The organism is Actinoplanes sp. NPDC051346 (genome assembly GCF_040682215.1).
Classification (GTDB): Bacteria; Actinomycetota; Actinomycetes; order Mycobacteriales; family Micromonosporaceae; genus Actinoplanes.
In genome coordinates this window covers 44760-60725 of sequence record NZ_JBFBAJ010000004.1, presented here as the reverse complement: position 1 = coordinate 60725, position 15966 = coordinate 44760, and the positions used below count along the sequence as shown (strand labels likewise).

At 72.2% G+C, this 15966-nt stretch carries 18 protein-coding genes; 9 read left to right on the top strand and 9 right to left on the bottom strand.

Features of this window, described 5'->3' with window-relative positions; genetic code table 11:
• Positions 1-11: 11 nt before the first annotated feature.
• Positions 12-680, bottom strand: a complete 669-nt coding sequence (locus AB0M36_RS11585) for a hypothetical protein (protein WP_364155516.1) — start codon at positions 678-680, stop codon at positions 12-14.
• 17 nt (positions 681-697) lie between these two features.
• Entirely contained in the window at positions 698-2008 is a 1311-nt protein-coding gene (locus AB0M36_RS11580) for a M20/M25/M40 family metallo-hydrolase (RefSeq protein ID WP_364155515.1), read from the bottom strand.
• Positions 2009-2075: 67 nt separating this feature from the next.
• Here AB0M36_RS11580 and AB0M36_RS11575 point away from each other — a divergent pair, with 67 nt between their 5' ends.
• The 7 genes from AB0M36_RS11575 (at position 2076) to AB0M36_RS11545 (ending at position 9050) form a co-directional block, all read left to right on the top strand.
• The gene (locus tag AB0M36_RS11575) at positions 2076-2681 is read left to right on the top strand and encodes a hemerythrin domain-containing protein (RefSeq protein WP_364155514.1); all 606 of its coding nucleotides are present in this window, start codon (positions 2076-2078) and stop codon (positions 2679-2681) included.
• Between the two features lie 156 nt (positions 2682-2837).
• Complete coding sequence (locus AB0M36_RS11570; protein ID WP_364155513.1) at positions 2838-3815, top strand: LysR family transcriptional regulator; 978 nt, start codon at positions 2838-2840, stop codon at positions 3813-3815.
• Between the two features lie 235 nt (positions 3816-4050).
• On the top strand, positions 4051-4449 hold the full coding sequence (locus tag AB0M36_RS11565) for a hypothetical protein (protein ID WP_364155511.1): 399 nt from the start codon (positions 4051-4053) through the stop codon (positions 4447-4449).
• A gap of 119 nt (positions 4450-4568) precedes the next feature.
• Positions 4569-4829: a hypothetical protein gene (locus AB0M36_RS11560; protein WP_364155509.1), complete on the top strand. Its 261-nt coding sequence runs from the start codon at positions 4569-4571 to the stop codon at positions 4827-4829.
• A 6-nt stretch (positions 4830-4835) separates the two neighbouring features.
• Entirely contained in the window at positions 4836-5711 is an 876-nt protein-coding gene (locus tag AB0M36_RS11555) for a hypothetical protein (RefSeq protein WP_364155508.1), read from the top strand.
• On the top strand, positions 5704-8346 hold the full coding sequence (locus AB0M36_RS11550) for an FtsK/SpoIIIE domain-containing protein (protein WP_364155506.1): 2643 nt from the start codon (positions 5704-5706) through the stop codon (positions 8344-8346). The genes AB0M36_RS11555 and AB0M36_RS11550 overlap by 8 nt, the downstream gene beginning before the upstream one ends.
• The gene (locus AB0M36_RS11545) at positions 8343-9050 is read left to right on the top strand and encodes a hypothetical protein (protein ID WP_364155504.1); all 708 of its coding nucleotides are present in this window, start codon (positions 8343-8345) and stop codon (positions 9048-9050) included. Before AB0M36_RS11550 ends, AB0M36_RS11545 begins: the two co-directional genes overlap by 4 nt.
• A 315-nt stretch (positions 9051-9365) precedes the next feature.
• Here the strand turns inward: AB0M36_RS11545 and AB0M36_RS11540 are convergent, their stop codons facing one another.
• Together AB0M36_RS11540 and AB0M36_RS11535 are read right to left on the bottom strand one after the other, a co-directional pair.
• A complete protein-coding gene (locus AB0M36_RS11540; protein WP_364155503.1) occupies positions 9366-10613 on the bottom strand; it encodes a cupin domain-containing protein in 1248 nt (415 codons plus the stop codon).
• Positions 10614-10623: 10 nt separating this feature from the next.
• Positions 10624-10953 carry a BatC protein gene (locus AB0M36_RS11535; RefSeq protein ID WP_364155501.1) on the bottom strand — a complete coding sequence of 110 codons (330 nt, stop codon included), beginning with the start codon at positions 10951-10953 and terminating at the stop codon, positions 10624-10626.
• An 84-nt stretch (positions 10954-11037) separates the two neighbouring features.
• On the opposite strand from AB0M36_RS11535, the gene AB0M36_RS11530 reads away from it, so the two are divergent.
• The gene (locus tag AB0M36_RS11530) at positions 11038-11871 is read left to right on the top strand and encodes a DUF72 domain-containing protein (RefSeq protein WP_364155500.1); all 834 of its coding nucleotides are present in this window, start codon (positions 11038-11040) and stop codon (positions 11869-11871) included.
• A gap of 11 nt (positions 11872-11882) precedes the next feature.
• Here AB0M36_RS11530 and AB0M36_RS11525 read toward each other — a convergent pair whose 3' ends face one another.
• The 5 genes from AB0M36_RS11525 to AB0M36_RS11505 form a co-directional block, all read right to left on the bottom strand.
• On the bottom strand, positions 11883-12752 hold the full coding sequence (locus AB0M36_RS11525) for a DUF72 domain-containing protein (RefSeq protein WP_364155499.1): 870 nt from the start codon (positions 12750-12752) through the stop codon (positions 11883-11885).
• A gap of 71 nt (positions 12753-12823) precedes the next feature.
• A complete protein-coding gene (locus tag AB0M36_RS11520; protein ID WP_364155498.1) occupies positions 12824-13246 on the bottom strand; it encodes a TraR/DksA C4-type zinc finger protein in 423 nt (140 codons plus the stop codon).
• Positions 13247-13463: 217 nt separating this feature from the next.
• On the bottom strand, positions 13464-14099 hold the full coding sequence (locus AB0M36_RS11515; protein ID WP_364155497.1) for a uridine kinase: 636 nt from the start codon (positions 14097-14099) through the stop codon (positions 13464-13466).
• 125 nt (positions 14100-14224) lie between these two features.
• Entirely contained in the window at positions 14225-14692 is a 468-nt protein-coding gene (locus tag AB0M36_RS11510; protein ID WP_364156604.1) for a winged helix-turn-helix domain-containing protein, read from the bottom strand.
• A 339-nt stretch (positions 14693-15031) separates the two neighbouring features.
• Positions 15032-15478 (bottom strand): signal peptidase I, encoded by a 447-nt coding sequence (locus AB0M36_RS11505; RefSeq protein ID WP_364155496.1) that lies wholly within the window; start codon positions 15476-15478, stop codon positions 15032-15034.
• A gap of 14 nt (positions 15479-15492) precedes the next feature.
• On the opposite strand from AB0M36_RS11505, the gene AB0M36_RS11500 reads away from it, so the two are divergent.
• Entirely contained in the window at positions 15493-15885 is a 393-nt protein-coding gene (locus tag AB0M36_RS11500) for an ankyrin repeat domain-containing protein (protein ID WP_364155495.1), read from the top strand.
• Positions 15886-15966 lie beyond the last annotated feature (81 nt).

Below are 15966 nucleotides of genomic sequence, written 5' to 3'. Positions count from 1 at the left end.
TGGGACGTGGGTCAGTGGGTGTGGCCGGCGTGTTCGTCTTCTTCGTCGGGGAGGAAGGGGTGTTCGTCGAGGCGGCCTACGAGTTGGTCGTCGGCGGCTGGGGTGAAGGGGCCGGCGCCGTCTTCGTCGGCGAAGGCTTCGAGGTCTAGGGGTTCCTTGACTTCGGAGACCGTGAGGAGGCCGTCGAGGGGCTCGAGCTCGGGGACGTCCAGCGATGACAGGGAGCCGTCGCCGGCCTGGAGGAGTTCGAGGACGGCTTCGCCGACCGATTCGACCGCGCCGGGTTCCTCGTCTTCGGGGACGAGGTTGCGGCGGGCGGAGTCCGCGACGCGGAGGAGGGCCGACACGCTGGGGACGCGGTAGTCGCGGCGCTGGCGGACGGAGATCACCTGGGCGTACGGGTCGGCGGAGGTGCCGTCGGCGCCCGCGGTGGCCGCGCTGAAGCGGGCGTCGGCCTCGTCGGGGTCGATCGATTCGACGTCCCAGGGTGTCACTTCGCCGAAGGCGTCGAGCAGCTTCTCGTCGTAGGCGTAGGAGGTGTTGTTCAACGTGACGTAGGCCTGCCACACGTCGTCGTCGTCCACCCGGCCCTGGGCGGCCTTCACCGCCGCCAGGTGGGCCCTGGCGGCCTCCACGACACGGTCGAGGGCGGCGTCGAGCTCCGCGTACTGGTCGGTCATGGTCGAAAGTCCTCTCATCAGCTCGCCTGGAGCAGGCGGTCGAGCACACGCACGCCGAACTGTAGTCCTTCGACCGGGACGCGCTCGTCGACGCCATGGAACAAAGCGGAGAAGTTCAGGTCGGCGGGGAGTTTCAGGGGGGCGAAACCGAAGCAGCGGATGCCGAGGGTGGTGAAGGCCTTGGCGTCGGTGCCGCCGGAGAGCATGTACGGCACGGCGCGCGCACCCGGGTCCTCGGCGCGCAGGGCGGCGCCCATGGCGTCGACGAGGGCGCCGTCAAAACCGGTCTCGAGGGCCGCCTGCTGCTGCAGGTGCTCGATCTCGATGTCGGGGCCGATCACGGCGCGCAGCTGTTCGAGGAAGAGTTCGGCCTGGCCGGGCAGGGTGCGGCAGTCGATGGTCGCCGACGCCCGGCCGGGGATGACGTTGTCCTTGTAGCCGGCTTCGAGGCGGGTGGGGTTGGCGGTGTTGCGGACCGTGGCGCCGATGAGGTTGGCGATCGGGCCGAGCTTGGCGATGGCGAGCTCGGGTTCGTCGGGGTCGAGTTCGATGCCGAGGGCCTCGGAGACCTGCTCCAGGAAGGACCGCACGGTCGGGGTGATGACCATCGGGAACTTGTGCCGGCCGACCGCCGCGACGGCCTCGGCGAGGGCGGTAACGGCGTTGTCGTCGTGTACGAAGGAGCCGTGCCCGGGGCGGCCCTTGGCGTGCAGGCGCAGCCAGTCGATGCCCTTCTCGGCGGTCTCGACCAGGTAGAGGCGCAGGTCGTCGTTGATCGTGTAGGAGAATCCGCCGACTTCGCCGATCGCCTCGGTGCAGCCCTCGAACAGGTCGGCGTGCTCGCGGACGAGGAACTGGGAGCCGTACTCCATGCCCGCCTCCTCGTCCGCGGTGAAGGCGAGGACGATGTCGCGCGGCGGGACGACGCCGGTGCGCTTCCAGCGACGGACGACGGCGAGCATCATGGCGTCGAAGTCCTTCATGTCGATCGCGCCGCGGCCCCACAGGTATCCGTCCTTCTCCTCGCCGGAGAACGGGGGCACCGACCATTCGCGCGCGTCGGCGGGGACGACGTCGAGGTGGCCGTGCACGAGCAGGGCGCCCCGCGACGGGTCGCTGCCCGGGATCCGGGCGACGAGGTTGGCCCGTTTCGGCGCCGACTCGTGCAGTTGCACATCGATGCCGACCTCGGTGAGCTGCTCGGCGACGTATTCGGCGGCGACACGCTCGCCGACCGTGGTCCGGGGATCGCCGGTGTTGGTGGTGTCGATCCGGAGCAGGTCGCGGCAGATGCGCACGACGTCGTCGGCGGCGCTGACTGGTTCCATCCGCTCTTCTTACCAGCTCACCGCACGAGGCGTTTGACGCCAGGTCGGGTGCGGGTACCAGGCGGCCGTGTCCGTACATCTGCCTCCCCTGCCGCCGGTCGGCGGCGAGTCCACCGGCGTGAACGTCGCCGACGTGGTGTCCCGTGAGCATCGTGAGCTGCTGGCCCTCTGCGACGAGCTGACCGCCGACGGCACCGACGCGGGTCGACGCCGGGTGCTCGCCGAGGTGGTCAGCGCCGGCTTGTCGCGGCATCTGTCCGCCGAGGAGCAGTATGTCTATCCCGCCGTGCGCGCCGCCGTGCCGGACGGCGAACGGCTCGCCGAGCGGGAGATCGCGGAGGACCGGGCGCTGCTGGAGTCGCTGCGGCTGCTGGAGGACGCCGGGGACGCCGAGCGGCGCGAGCGGGCGGAGGATGTGGGTCGGCGGCTGCGCCGGCACGCGGACGCCGCGACCGGTGAGCTGCTGCCACTGCTGGAGCGGATGGTGTCGGCCGAGGAGCTGATTCGGCTCGGCAACCGGGTGGAGGTCGCTCGGGAGGCGGCGCCGACCCGGCCGCATCCTCAGACCCCGGCGACGCCGCCCTGGAACAAGGTCGTGGACCCCGCGGTGGCCATCGTGGACAAGGTCCGCGACGTGGTCGGGCGGCGGACCACGTACCCCCAAGATCTTTAACTTTACTGATAGTGATAAATGCCGTACACAATGTTTCCGTACGAACGTACTGGTTAGCAGCTTCTGCCCTTTTGGTTAACCCGTTTGTCACAAGTGGAGGATCTTCGATCCGTCGAAGGTCTAGCCGATATCCCGCGAACGTCCTACCGTCACGCTATGAACCTGGAGCTGCGGCATCTCAAGGTGGTCTGTGCCATCGCGGAGACGGGCAGCGTGACGAAGGCGGCGTCGCTGCTCGGGCTCGCCCAGCCGGCTCTGACCGCGCAGCTGCAACGCATCGAGCGCACGCTGGGCGGGCCGCTCTTCGAACGCGACCGGCGGGGCGCTCGGCCCACCGCGCTGGGCGAGCTCGTGCTCTCCCGCGCCCGGGTCCTGCTGCCCGCGATGAAGGGTCTGCAGGACGAGGCGGCCCGGCTCGCCGGAGCCGGTTCGGACCAGGCCATGAGCCGGTACCGGATTGGCTCGATCGGCGGTCCGGTCATCGGCGGCATGGTGCACCGGCTGTCCGTCGCCCAGCCCGACGCACAGATCTCCACCCACGCGTCCTACTACGTCGACGAACTGGCCACCATGGTGCTGGCGGGCCGGCTGGACTACGCCCAGGTCGGGGTCTGCGGCGACGCCATCCCCTCGGCCGACTACGGGCTGGTCTGGCAGACCATCGCCGTTGACGGCGTCTGCGTGCTGATGCAGGAGGATCATCCCCAGGCCAAGGGCGTCGAGGTCGACCTCGCCGAGCTGGCCGACGAGCAGTGGGCGGGCGGACCCGGCGGCGGCTGCTTCGGCGACTGCTTCGCGGCGGCATGCGCCCGGGCCGGCTTCACCCCCAAGCGGATCCTGGAAACCGACATCCGCGGCTGCGTCGACATGGCCGAGTCCGGCCACGCGCTGGCACTGTGTCAGCCGACCTTCCGTCCACCGGCCGGCCTGGTGCACCTGCCGATCAAGGGAGCGCCGCTGCGCTGGCGGCAGGTGCTGGGCTGGCATCCGGACAGCCCCGCGGCCCAGGTCGCCCCCCGCCTGATGGGCATGGCCCGCGACGCCTACCTGGAGGCCTCGTCCCGCAACCCGGGCTACCTCGCCTGGCTAGCCGACCACCCGACCCTCGGCGCCGAGCAACTCACCGCCGCCTAGCCGAGCAACTCACCGCCGTCTAACCGCAACCCCACAGGTCAACCCCCCTCAGCTCAATAACCTGACAACGGCCCCAACCCAAACGTGGTCCAACCGCAACCAGAGTCGCACTGCGCCCGTCGGTGTCGAGGGCGCCGAAACAGACAAGGCGCCCTCTGCCGTAGTCTGTTTCGGTGCCCTCGACACCGACCTGCCTCTGGGCGCAGTGCCCGCCGTAGCGAAGCGGAGGCCAATAATGCAGCCGTTGCTGGTCGTGGACGCCGCCAACGTCGTCGGCTCGAAGCCGGACGGATGGTGGAAAGACCGCGCGGGTGCGACCGCCCGGCTCCGCGACGCGCTGCGCCCCCTGCACACCGAGGGACTGCCGGACCTCCCCGGCCCCGTCGAACTCGTCCTGGTCGTGGAGGGCCGCGCCCGCGACATCGATCCGGCACCGGGCGTACGTGTCGAGCGGGCCACCGGCTCCGGCGACGACGCGATCGTGGCGCTCGTCGCCGCCGAGGGCGCCGGGCGGCGGGTCGTCGTGGTCACCGCCGACCGTGGTCTGCGCGAACGGGTGACAGTTCTCGGCGCGGAGGTGCGCGGACCCACCAGCGTTCCGCGCGGAAACTCCGCGGCCAGGCACGACTCCTGATCGTCGACGTCGGACACCGCGTCGGTGGCGCGGAAACTCCCCACGCGGGCACGACCCGCGCATCACGGACGACTAAGCTGGGCGCGTAACACCGTGACGATTTATTGGAGGCGGCAGGAGTGGCCAGCGTCGCCGAGGTCAGAGCGGCCGTGGACGCCGCGCTCCACCAGGTCACCGAGGGTCAGGCGGCCATTCAGGCGGCCCGGGAGAAGCTCGGCGAGGCCCAGCAGAGCCTGGCCGCCGCGCTCGACGGCTCGGCCAACGACGCGGTCGGGGCCGCGCACGCCTCCCTGGCCCAGGCCGACCAGCAGCTCGAGGAGTGTCTCGGCGCGACACTGATGGCGGTCGAGCAGGCTCAGACCTACACGGCGACCCTCTGACCTCCGATGTCACTGGTGGAGGAACTCGGCGCCCAGTTGAGGGCAACGTCGGAGGAGCTGCCGACCGGCCTCGTGTCCGTCGCCATGGAGCGGTTGCGCAGCGCGTCCGATCTGCTGAACTGGGTCCGTCAGACCTCGGTGGACCCGCTGGGGGTGCCGCAGCTCGGCAACGCCATCGAGCACGCCGAGCATTCCGCCGCCGCGCTGCGCCTCGCCCAGGACGCGATCGCCTCCTATCTGGCAGTGCTGGGCCTGTCGGGTGGCGCGCCGCCGAAGGACGACTACCGGGCGGGGCTGAAGCAGGACGATCCGGCGCCTCCTCGCACCGAGGAGCAGGCGCCGCCACCGGAACGGCTCGGGCCCTGGTGGCAGGAACGGGTCGCCGCGCTCACCGGTGAGGCCCCGCCTCCGCCGGCGGAGGCGGGGGCCGCGGGTGGGCGGTCCGGCGGCACCGCCGAGCTGCTGCGCCGGGTGGCCGCCGGGGTCCGTTCCGGCGACCGGGCCCGGCTGGGCCGCGACCTGCACCGGGTCGACGCCGCCACCGGACTGGGCCTGTCCGCCGCCAGCTCGCCGGTCCTGCACCGGCTCGCCGGCGACCTGCTGGGGCACGAACCGCGCCCGGAGGACATGCAGAGGCTGCGGACGGCCGCCGGCGGCCGGGTCAGGTCGCTGCTGCCCGGCACCCCACCGGCCGTCCTCGACACGCTGCTCGCCCGCATCTGCCGGGCGCCGGCGGCGGCGGAGGCGCCCGCGCATCCCGCCGACTCGGCGGTCACCGCGAGCGTGCTGACCGGTGTCCTGCTGGCCCGCCTCGGCCGCGATCCGGCCACTCTGGACCCGGACGCGCCCGAGCCGTCGCGGACCCGGGGCGCCGATGCCTGAGTCGGCCGCCCAGCAGGTCGTCGAGGTCCGCGCCGCGCTGTCCCACGCTCTCGGCGTCGCCGAGGCCGCCCTGGAGGCGGCCCGCGCGGAGCACGAGGCGGCGGTCACCCGGCGGGCCCGGATCGTCGGGGCCGCCCGCGAACGCCGCAAGCGCCTCGTCCACGAGCGGGACAAGCGGCTGCGGGAGGTCGACGAGCAGCGCGAGCGTGAGCTGGCCGAGCTGGCGGGAGCCGCCGTCGAGACGGCGCGCCTCGCCGCTCCCGGTGCGGCGGGAGCGCCATGGTCACGGTGGCGGACCACGCCTGCCGTGTCGCCCGCGCCCGCGCCGGAGCTGCGGGTGGGACGACTGCTGCTGCCGTACGACGACGAGGTGCCCGCGCTCGTGCCGCTGCTGGACCACGGCCACGTGGTGGTCCGTGGCCACGACACCACCGGCGACGACGTGGTGGCCGGCCTGCTGCTGCGCGCGTTGGGCAGCGTCGAGCCGGGGCGGATCACCCTCACCGGGTACGACCCGGAGCAGCTCGGCGGCGGGCTGGCCGGGTTCGCCCCGCTGGCCCCGGCCGGCGTGCTGCGGTTCGTCGGCCCCGGCGGGCTCGGCGCCCTGCTCGACGAGCTGGTCGACCACGTACGCCGGATCAACGAGACGGTCCTGGCCGGTGAGCACTCCTCGCTGCGCGAGCTGGCGGCCGCGACGGGCCGCCGCCCCGAGCCGTGGCGGGTCGCGATCCTGCTCGGCGGCGGCCGCCCCGACGAGCTGTCCCGGCACGAGCGCGGCCAACTCGACCGGATCCTGCGCACCGGCGCGGCGTGCGGTGTCCACCTGATCGTGCGCGACCTGAGCGTGCCGGCCGGTCCGGGCATCGAGGTCGTCGACGCGGTCCCCGGCGACGAGGCCCGCCTGGGCGGCACCGGCGACCTGCCCGTCCTGCTCGATCCGGGTCCACCGCCGGCGGTGGTCACCCGCACCTGCCGGCAGATCGCCGACGCGGTCGCGGCGGGGCCGGCACCGGTCGCCCTGGACAGCCTGCTGCCCGAGCGCGAGTGGCAGGAGAGTTCGGCGCGGGCGCTGACCGCCCCGCTCGGCGACAACCCGCAGGGCGCGCCGGTGCACGTGACCCTCTCCGACTATCCGCCGCACGCGCTGATCGCCGGACCTTCGGGCACCGGCAAGACCAATCTGATCTACGCGTGGATGGGCGCGCTGGCGGCCCGCTACTCCCCCGCCGAGCTGGCGTTCTATCTGCTGGACTTCAAGGAGGGCGTGTCCTTCGCCCGGTTCGCGCCGGGCCGTCGCGACCCGAGCTGGCTCCCCCACGTACGCCTGGTCGGCGTCAACGTCAACACCGACCGCGAGTTCGGCCTGGCCCTGCTGCGCTTCCTCGGCGCCGAGCTGCGTGCCCGGGCGGACGCCGCCAAGCGTCACGAGGTGACCAACCTGGCGGAGCTGCGCGCCGAGGATCCCGAGGGCTCGTGGCCGCGGATCGTGGCCGTCGTCGACGAGTTCCAGGTGCTGCTGGCCGGCCGGGACGCGGTCGCCGCCGAGGCGGTCGACCTGCTCGAGGACCTGGCCCGGCGCGGCCGTTCCCAGGGCATCCACCTGGTGCTGGCCAGCCAGGACGTGTCGGGCATCGAGGCGCTGTGGGGCCGCCCGGCGCTGGTGGCGCAGTTCTCGCTGCGGATCGCGCTGCCCCGGGCTCGCCGGGTGCTCGCCGAGCAGAACACCGCCGCCGAGGTGTTGCCGCGTTACCACGCGGTGGTGAACGCCGATTCCGGCGCCACGGAGGCCAACCGGGTGGTCCGGGTGCCCGACGCCGGAGACCGGGACCGCTGGAGCGACCTGCAGCATCGGTTGTGGCGGCGGCGCCCGCAGGAGCTGCCCCCGCCACGGCTCTTCGACGGCGACGCGATCCCGCGCCTGGACGACAGCCCGGACTTCCGGCGGTTCGGCGCGGGGCCGGTGCCCGCGCCCGTGGTGCTGCTCGGCGAGACCATCGACGTCGAGGCCCGGTCCGCGCGGACGGTGCTGCGTCGGGCGCCGGGCCGCAACATCGCGATCATGGGTACGCGGGTCGACGAGGCGTGCGCGATCCTGCACACCGCGGCCCGCTCGCTCGCCGCCCAGTTCGAGCCGGGCGCGGCGCAGTTCGCGGTGGCCTGTCTGGACGCCGACGCGCACGCCGCGGTGGAGGCGCTCAGGAGCGTCCTGCCGGACGACACCGGATACTACGACGGCGACACCGTCGGCTTCCTCCTCGAGGACGCGGCCTCCCGGGCCACCGAGGGCACCGCCGCCGACCGGCCGCTGCACCTGCTGCTGTACGCGGTCGACGCCGCACCCGCACCCGCCCAGGAGCTGTTGCGCCGGATCCTGCGGCAGGGCCCGGAGCGGCGCGTCCACGTCCTCGGCTGGTGGCGCGGGGCGTCGCTGCTGCGCGACACCCTGGGTGGGCAGGCCGCCCGCACGGACGTCATCGGCGCGTGGGTGGCTCTGGACGTGCACGGCAGCGAGCTGTCGCCGTACTACCCGGGGCACGGCTCGCCGGTCTGGTATCCGCGACCATGGCGGGCGCTGCACTTCGACCGCTCGGTGCACCGTGGCGCCGAGGTGATCATCCCCTATGGACCCTCATGACCGCTTCCGACCATGACGGCGTGCTCGAGCGCCGTACCCCCGACTACCGTTCCGTGATCCGCAAGCTGACCAACCTCGACGAGGAGGCGGCGGCGCACCGCGCCGAGGCGCGAAACTGGCACGACACCCGCGCCCGGGAGGCCGACGAGGCGGTGCGCCAGGCCGACCGGCGGATCCGGGAGGCGGTGACGGCGGTCCGTGCGGCGCAGCGCGGCCTCGAGGAGGTGGACGCGCGCGTCGCCGTACTCTGGGCGGAGTTCTCGCATCGGGCCGGCCGGGCGGCGGACCGCTTCGCGGGCGCGCCGCAGCCGGCCGTTCCCCGGCAGCGGAACCGCGACGCGGACGACTACCTCCAGGAGGCGGCGACCACCGCGGCGTGGGCGCCGCCGGCGAAGCCTTTGAAGGGCGCCACCTTCCTCTACGCGGGACTCGGCGCTCTCGGCGGGGCCGTCGGGCTCGCGGCGTGGTCGTTGCTGCGCTGGGCGGGCCGCGAGGGCGGCGGCGACCTGGCCGTCGGGCTGCCGGTGGTGGCGCTGATCGTGGCGCTGCTCGGCCCGATCCTGGCGGTCGTCACGGCCAAGCGCGTCGCGGACCGCGGCGGCATGCCCCTCGACGCCTCCGCGGTCGCCACGGTGCTGATCGCCGCCCTGGTCACGGCCGGCGTGATTCTCACCGTGGTCCGCGCCAACGCCGGCGGCGGCTGAACCGCACGCTGCGACGTCCCCCCTCCACCCCGGCCACCATCACGCGAAGGACGCGAGCCACCGCCCCGGCGAGCGAAGCCACCGCCCCGGCGAGCGAAGCCGCCGGCGCAGCGAGCGAAGCCGCCGGCACGGTTGGCGGCTTGAGTCGGATCCGCCGTGGCACGCTCACGGCTTCGGGTGGGTCAATGTGGGGCTTCGGGGGAGGGGATGACCCACTCCGGGCGGTCAGGCTTGATCCCTGCGTGGGCCATCCCCTCCCCCGAAGCCGTTGTGGTCGTTGTCCGTGGGCTGCTTGCGGCGTCGGGCCGGCGTGGATCAGGCCGGGACGAGGACGGCCTCGCGTAGCAGGCGGCGGGCCAGCACCAGGCGGTCCGCGTCGTCGTCGAGGCCGGGCAGGTCACCCACGCGGTGGGTACGGCCGTCGAGCGCCGAGCGTATGGCCGGAGCGCAGTAGGCGGGCAGGCGCAGCGTGCGCCCGGGCAGTCGCAGGACCACGTGTTCCGGTCCGTCCTCGCGCAGGTCCCAGTGCAGCCCTTCGCGGACCGTGACCCGGTCGTCGGGGCTGAGGGCCTCGGCGTAGGCGAGCTGGGCGAGGGGACGGACCGGCGCCGGCCGGGTCGCCGACCAGGCCCGGGCGCGCAGCCGGTCGGCGATCTGGGCCGGGTCCGCGGTGAGTAGCCAGTCCCGCAGGGCCGTGACCGTCTCGGTGAGTTCGGGGGCGACCTGGTCGGGGTCCGTGACATCCATCCCGTACGGCAGTGTCGCGCGCAGTCGCTGGTCGCCGGAGGCGAGGCCGAGGAGTTCCTCGACGATCGCGTACCGGGTGAGCGCCCGGACGCCGAACGTCAGGTGCAGCGACCGTTCCCCCTGTGCCCGCGCCGAATGCAGCCAGCCGCGCGGTAGGTAGAGGGCATCGCCCGGGGAGAGGACCACGTCGAGTGCGGCGGGTCCGTCGGCGACGGCGCCGACCTCGTCGGCGCGGCCGCCCCAGGCCTGGCGTTCGAGGGGCTCGGGCAGCACCGGCTCGTGGACGCGCCAGCGCTTGGTGCCGTCGATCTGCAGCACGAAGACGTCATGGGTGTCGTAGTGGGTCGCGAATCCCTTGTTGCCGGCCGGCGTCAGGTAGGCGTTGACCTGCACCGGCTGGCGCAGGTGAGCGCCGAGGCGGCCGGCATAGTGGATCAGGGGCGGCCACAGGCGGTGCAGGCCCTGCAGGACGAGCGTGGCGCCGTCGGCGTACAGGCGCATGATCTTGTCGTCGATGACCTGGTCGCCGACCTCGGCGCCGGCGCCGCCGGGTCCGGTGAACGCCGAGGAGGGCAGCACGGTGCCCTGATCGGCCACCCGCAGGAACGGGGTTCGCAGCCCGCGCTCGCCGAGCAGTTCGTCGACCGCCTCGGGGGTCAGCAGGTCACGGAAACCGTCCGGCCCGGCCAGTTCGTCGGCGCGGGTGAGCAGGGGCTGGCGCCCCCAGTACGCCTCGGCGAACTTGACCGGGTCGACGGCCATGATCCGGGAGAGGGCCGGACGGTCCTCGGTGCCGTCCGGCGACGGGTTCGTCATCGCGCGCCCTCTACGCGCTGCCGTCGGCGCCGCCGTCTTGGCCGTTCACTTCCGCGCCGCCGTCCGCCGGGCCCTCGCCCGAGGCGCCGCCGTCCGCACCGCCGTCGACGCCGCTCGCGTTGGCACCGCCGTCGGCCGGGCCCTCGCCCATGGCCGCGCCGTCCGCGCCGCCGTCCTGGCCGGCCGGGTTCGCGCCACCGTCGGCCGCGCCCTCGCCCGCACCGCCGCCGGCACCGCCGTCCGCGCCGCCGTCCTGGCCGCCCGCGTTGGCACCGCCGTCGGCCACGCCCTCGCCGGCGACGCCGCTGCCACCGGTGATGTCATCGTCGCTGAGTCGCATGATCGTTTCTCCTTCGTCGGGTGGAGACCCCGGGTTACCCGTTTCGATCACCGCTAATCTGGAAATCCCCGGTACGTGCTGGTGATGGGTACCTCAGGGTGGCAGTACAAGGACTGGCGTCCCCCGAAGGGCGGCGACGGCACCCGGCCGTACCTCTATCCCGAGGGTCTGCCGCAACGGCTCTGGCTCGAGACGTTCGCCGAGTCGTTCGCCACGGTCGAGATCAACAACGCGTTCTACCGGCTGCCGGAGCGCGACACGTTCGCCCAGTGGCGCGAGCGGACGCCGGACGATTTTTGCTTCGCGGTGAAGATGAGCCGCTACCTGACCCACATCAAGCGGCTGCGGGAGCCGGCCGAGCCGGTCGCCCGCTTCCTGAGCCGTGCCGACGCCCTCGGCGACAAGCTCGGCCCGGTGCTGCTTCAGCTGCCGCCAACGTGCAAGGTGGACGTGGCCGCGCTGGAAGAGACCCTCGGGCTTTTTCCGCGTACGGTGAAAGTCGCCGTGGAGCCGCGGCACGACAGCTGGTGGACCGACGAGGTCCGCGACGTGTTGGAGCGACACGACGCCGCACTGTCGTGGGCGGACCGCAAGGGACGTCCGATGACCCCGCTGTGGATCACCGCCAGCTTCGCCTACCTGCGGATGCACGAGGGACGGGCGACGCCGTGGCCGCGCTACGGCCGGGCTTGTCTGTCCTCCTGGCTGGACCGGCTGCCGGACCTGCCGACGTACGTCTACTTCAACAACGACCCCGGCGGCGCGGCGGTCGTCGACGCCACCGCGATGGCCGACCTGGCCCGCCGCCGCGGCCGGCAGGTGACCCGCACCCCCGAGACCGGCGCGGCCCGCCGGGCACCTTCACCGCCCAGGTCCAGCAGCGGTTCGGGTCCATCGTTGATCATCCCCGCGGAATAGCCACGATCCGCCTACTCTCCCAGGAGTTCCTGGAACGTGGCCGCGTTGCGCTGGGCGAAGTCCGAGCAGCAGTTGTTCATGAAGACCTGGGTCTTCGCGGTCTGGCGGGCCAGCGCGCGCAGCTTCGGCACCCACTCCTCGAGCTCCGAGCGCGGGTAGTCGTAGCCGAACTTCTCGTGGATGTCCTTGCTGGTCCACTTGGCGCTGTGGCCGTGGAAACGGACCACGGCCAGGTCCGCCGTGGCCTCGACCAGGGGCGGCACCGATGACTTGTGGCCCTGCGGCATGTCGACGCAGACCAGGGGCAGCCCGTGCTCGCGCAGGAAGTTGAGGGTCTCCGCGGCGTTGTCGCCGGAGAACCACGAGGCGTTGCGGAACTCGAAGACCGGCCGCAGCGGCTCGCACCGGGCCGCGATCTCGCGCAGATATTCCTTGTGGGACTTCCGGATCCCCCACCACGGTGGGAACTGGAACAGCAACGCGCCCAGCTTGCCGGCGGACACCAGCGGGTCGAGCGCGGACAGGAACCGCGTCCAGATCTCCTCGTAGGTTCGCGATGGCAGATCGTCCGGGTAGACGTTCTTCTTGTCAATATCGGGTCGCAGATCTTTATAGATCGCGGAAACCTTGGTCGGATGGCCGGTTAGCAGGCTGAATGCCTTGATGTTGAACGTGAATCCTTCGGGCGTGCGCTCGGCCCAAAGTCGGGTGGTCTGCTCGGCCGGCGGACCGTAATAGGTCGAGTCGACCTCGACCACGGGGAACTGCTTCGCATAAAAGGCGAGGCGCTTCTCCGCGGTGTCGGCCGTTGCCGGATACCAGCCCGACTCGAGCAGCGTTTTGTCGGTCCATGACGCCGTGCCGACCTGGATCCCACCCATCAGTTCAAGGTAGTCCCAAGACCGGCCCGCCGCCCGGGCACGGGTGGCGGACCGGTGCGAGACGGCCAGGCTCAGCCCGCGCGACGCTCGCGGTTCGACTTGCAGTGCACGCATGTGGTGGCCGAGGGGAACACCTCGAGTCGCTCGACCGGGATCGGGTTGGAGCAGTTCTCGCAGTTGCCGTACGTGCCCTCGTCGAGGCGCTGCATGGCGGTCTCCGCCTGCGTACGACGGTCGAGCAGAGTGCGCAGCAGCGACGTGGCCGCGTCGCGCTCGGCGGTCTTGGAACCGCTGTCGGCCTGGTCGTCACCGGCGGCGTCGCCGATCTCGACCAGCCTCAGCCGGTGGTTCTCGGCAACGGCCTGTTCGTACTCGGCGTTCAGATCGTCGAACCGGGACTGCAGCAGCACCCGGATCTGCTCGATCTCGTCCGTCGAGCGCACCTTGGCGGTGTCGGCACCTTTACCCGTGATGACCGCGCTGTTGACGAGCATGTGCTCCCCCTGCCCTTCCCTCTGCCCCTGCCGGTGGACTCCCCCGTGCCGGCCCGCCGGTGTCGCACCGTGGGGTCCCGCTCATACCCACCGCCGAAGATCGGAAACTCGATCCCCGCAAAAAAGTAACCGCAGCATAACTGTCAGTGCTCGTTACCGCCACGGACTGCGCGAACCTGCTTTCGCGTCGCAGGTCAGAGGGGGTGCGAACGGTGATTCACTCATGTCTGAGCACGACCGCGGGCCGCTGGGGATCGTCCAGACGGACAACGACATCGGCGAATGCGGCGGGATCTACCTCGGCCGCGTAGCGCGCGAAGGCGGGCAGCGTCCACTGCTCCGCCGGGTCGGTGCGGCGGGCCAAGGCCGCCGGGGAGAGTGCGAGATGGACCGTCACGTCGAACGGCAGCCCGGCGCCGAGCAGCAGCGGACCGCTGACAAGCACCACGGCCCGCTGGGGAAGCTCCCGGTACGGCTCGCGGGCGGCCCGATCGGTGGCGGCGTTCCACAGCCGCGTCACGATCCGGCCGCTGCCGAGCGGACCGGCGGGGTCGAGCACCTCGCGGCGCAGCCCGGCCTCGTCGACCCAGCCGGCGTAGAAGGAGTCCGGGTTGGTCCGCCCGAACTCCAGGCGCAGCGAGGCCGGGCGCAGGAAGTCGGCCGCCGACACGTGCACGGCCGGGCGGCCCCGTGCCCGCAACGCGGAGCTCAGGGCGCCGGCCAGCGCGCCGGGTGTCGCGGCGGCCGGGCCGTCGATCGCCACCCGCAGCCGACCCACCGGCCGCCGGTCGTCGGCGAACCGGTCGGCCAGTTCCTCGACGAGCACCTCGGTCGAGACGGGACGCACCTGCACCCCGAAAGCCTAGGACAGGCTCCTGGCGCGTCCCGCCGGCGCCTCGCACCGGACGTCCACCCGCGTAGCAGCGCCACGATCCGGGCGACATCCGCCCAGACGGGAGCGCCACGCTCCAGCCGCGGCTACTCGTGCGGGAGCACCACGATGCGGGCCTCGTCGGAGAGCCGGTAGCCGACCCCGTAGACGGTGGTGATCAGCGGCAGGTGCGAGCCCATCTTGACGCGCAGCCGACGCACGTGGACGTCGACCGTCCGCTCACCGGTGTGCTCGTAACCCCAGACGGCGTTGAGCAGCTGGGTGCGGCTGAACACCCGGCGCGGATGCTCGGCGAGGAAGAGCAGCAGGTCGAACTCGAGCCGGGTGAGCGGCAGCAGCACACCGTCGAGCAGCACCTGCCGCGAGGCGGTGAGCAGTCGCACCTCGACGCCACCGTCGCGGACCGGCTCCGGGGCTTGCGGAAGCTGCTCGGGGCGGGGCTGCTCGAGGGCGACCGAGCCCTGGCCGGCCTCGACCAGTTCCCGGACGGCCTCGATGAGCCGATGGGCTTGCGGTGGCAGGGTGTCTCCGGAGAGCGGGATGTTCAGCGTCACGGTCAGGGCAGCCGCCGCGGGCGGCGGTGTAACCGCAGCGCGCCGAATCGTGGCCATGCGGCCGGGCCCCATCGCGTGTCGTCCCGTGCGCCCCGGCAGGGCGGTGACCGGCATGAAGCCTCCTGCGTCGAAAGAATGAGAGCGTCGCCGTTCACAACGACGATCCAATTAATGCACGCTTAAACCGCGGTCGATATTTCCGGGGCCGCGGCCAACCGGTCAAGACGGCAACCACACTGTGGGAAACTCGTTCCATAACCAACGGATGCATCGTGTTTTCACGCACCGTGAATGCCATTACCGTCACCCCGGTTAACGGCGGGCATCCGTTTCCTGCAGTTATGAATAAACGCTGGTTTCCCGAGGCCGCGCGGGTGGTAGCCGCCAGCCGGGCACCGACGGCCAGCGCACGGTCAGCACGACCGTCTCCCGCTCGCCGGCCTGCCATGAGTGATCGTGGCCGGGGCCCCAGACCACGTAGTCCCCCGGTTCGCGCAGCACCACGGTGCGATCCCGCAACTCGATGTTGAAGGTGCCGCTGATCAGCACCAGCAGGGCCGTCCGCGTCTCCCGCGTGGCCCAGGCGGCGCGCCGCTCGCCGGGCGGGTGCACACCCCACTTCACCTCGACGGCTTCGCTGTGCCGCAGCTCACCCGGGGGCATGAAATGGCCCAGCAGCCAGCCCTGGTTACCCACGCCGTCCTCACCGGCGCGACCGACGTACACTCCGTCGCAGACCCCGTCGCCCACCCTGCCCCCCTCGCGGAATGCAGGCGAGATTAACATCGTAGGCTCCCGGCATGGCCGAGGAATTGGACGCCGAAACGATCGCGTTCGCCCACCGGATGTTCGACCTGGCCCGCGCAGGCGGCGCCGAGGAACTCGCCGGCCACCTCGCCCAGGGCCTGCCCGCGAACCTGACCAACGACAAGGGTGACACGCTGCTGATCCTGGCCGCGTACCACAACCAGCCGGGTACCGTCGCCATGCTGCTCACGTACGGTGCCGACCCGGGCCGGGTCAACGACCGCGGCCAGACCGCGCTGGCCGCCGCGGTGTTCCGCAAGAACGGCGAGACCGTGCGGACACTGCTGGAGGCGGGCGCGGACCCCGAGGCCGGCAAGCCCAGCGCGAGCGAGACCGCCGCGTTCTTCGACCTGCCCGAGATGACCGCCCTCCTGCGCGGAGAGTGACATAGCTCGTGCCACAGACCTGGGGTTGCGGCCGCCAATCGGTTATGCGGAGAGTGACATGGCCCGTGCCACAGGTCTAAG

Coding starts and splice junctions, on each gene's coding strand:
- AB0M36_RS11585 (WP_364155516.1), bottom strand. CDS start 680: ATGACCGACCAGTACGCGGAGCTCGACGCCGCCCTCGACCGTGTCGTG.
- AB0M36_RS11580 (WP_364155515.1), bottom strand. CDS start 2,008: ATGGAACCAGTCAGCGCCGCCGACGACGTCGTGCGCATCTGCCGCGAC.
- AB0M36_RS11570 (WP_364155513.1), top strand. CDS start 2,838: ATGAACCTGGAGCTGCGGCATCTCAAGGTGGTCTGTGCCATCGCGGAG.
- AB0M36_RS11565 (WP_364155511.1), top strand. CDS start 4,051: ATGCAGCCGTTGCTGGTCGTGGACGCCGCCAACGTCGTCGGCTCGAAG.
- AB0M36_RS11555 (WP_364155508.1), top strand. CDS start 4,836: ATGTCACTGGTGGAGGAACTCGGCGCCCAGTTGAGGGCAACGTCGGAG.
- AB0M36_RS11550 (WP_364155506.1), top strand. CDS start 5,704: ATGCCTGAGTCGGCCGCCCAGCAGGTCGTCGAGGTCCGCGCCGCGCTG.
- AB0M36_RS11545 (WP_364155504.1), top strand. CDS start 8,343: ATGACCGCTTCCGACCATGACGGCGTGCTCGAGCGCCGTACCCCCGAC.
- AB0M36_RS11540 (WP_364155503.1), bottom strand. CDS start 10,613: ATGACGAACCCGTCGCCGGACGGCACCGAGGACCGTCCGGCCCTCTCC.
- AB0M36_RS11535 (WP_364155501.1), bottom strand. CDS start 10,953: ATGCGACTCAGCGACGATGACATCACCGGTGGCAGCGGCGTCGCCGGC.
- AB0M36_RS11530 (WP_364155500.1), top strand. CDS start 11,038: ATGGGTACCTCAGGGTGGCAGTACAAGGACTGGCGTCCCCCGAAGGGC.
- AB0M36_RS11525 (WP_364155499.1), bottom strand. CDS start 12,752: ATGGGTGGGATCCAGGTCGGCACGGCGTCATGGACCGACAAAACGCTG.
- AB0M36_RS11520 (WP_364155498.1), bottom strand. CDS start 13,246: ATGCTCGTCAACAGCGCGGTCATCACGGGTAAAGGTGCCGACACCGCC.
- AB0M36_RS11505 (WP_364155496.1), bottom strand. CDS start 15,478: ATGTTAATCTCGCCTGCATTCCGCGAGGGGGGCAGGGTGGGCGACGGG.
- AB0M36_RS11500 (WP_364155495.1), top strand. CDS start 15,493: ATGGCCGAGGAATTGGACGCCGAAACGATCGCGTTCGCCCACCGGATG.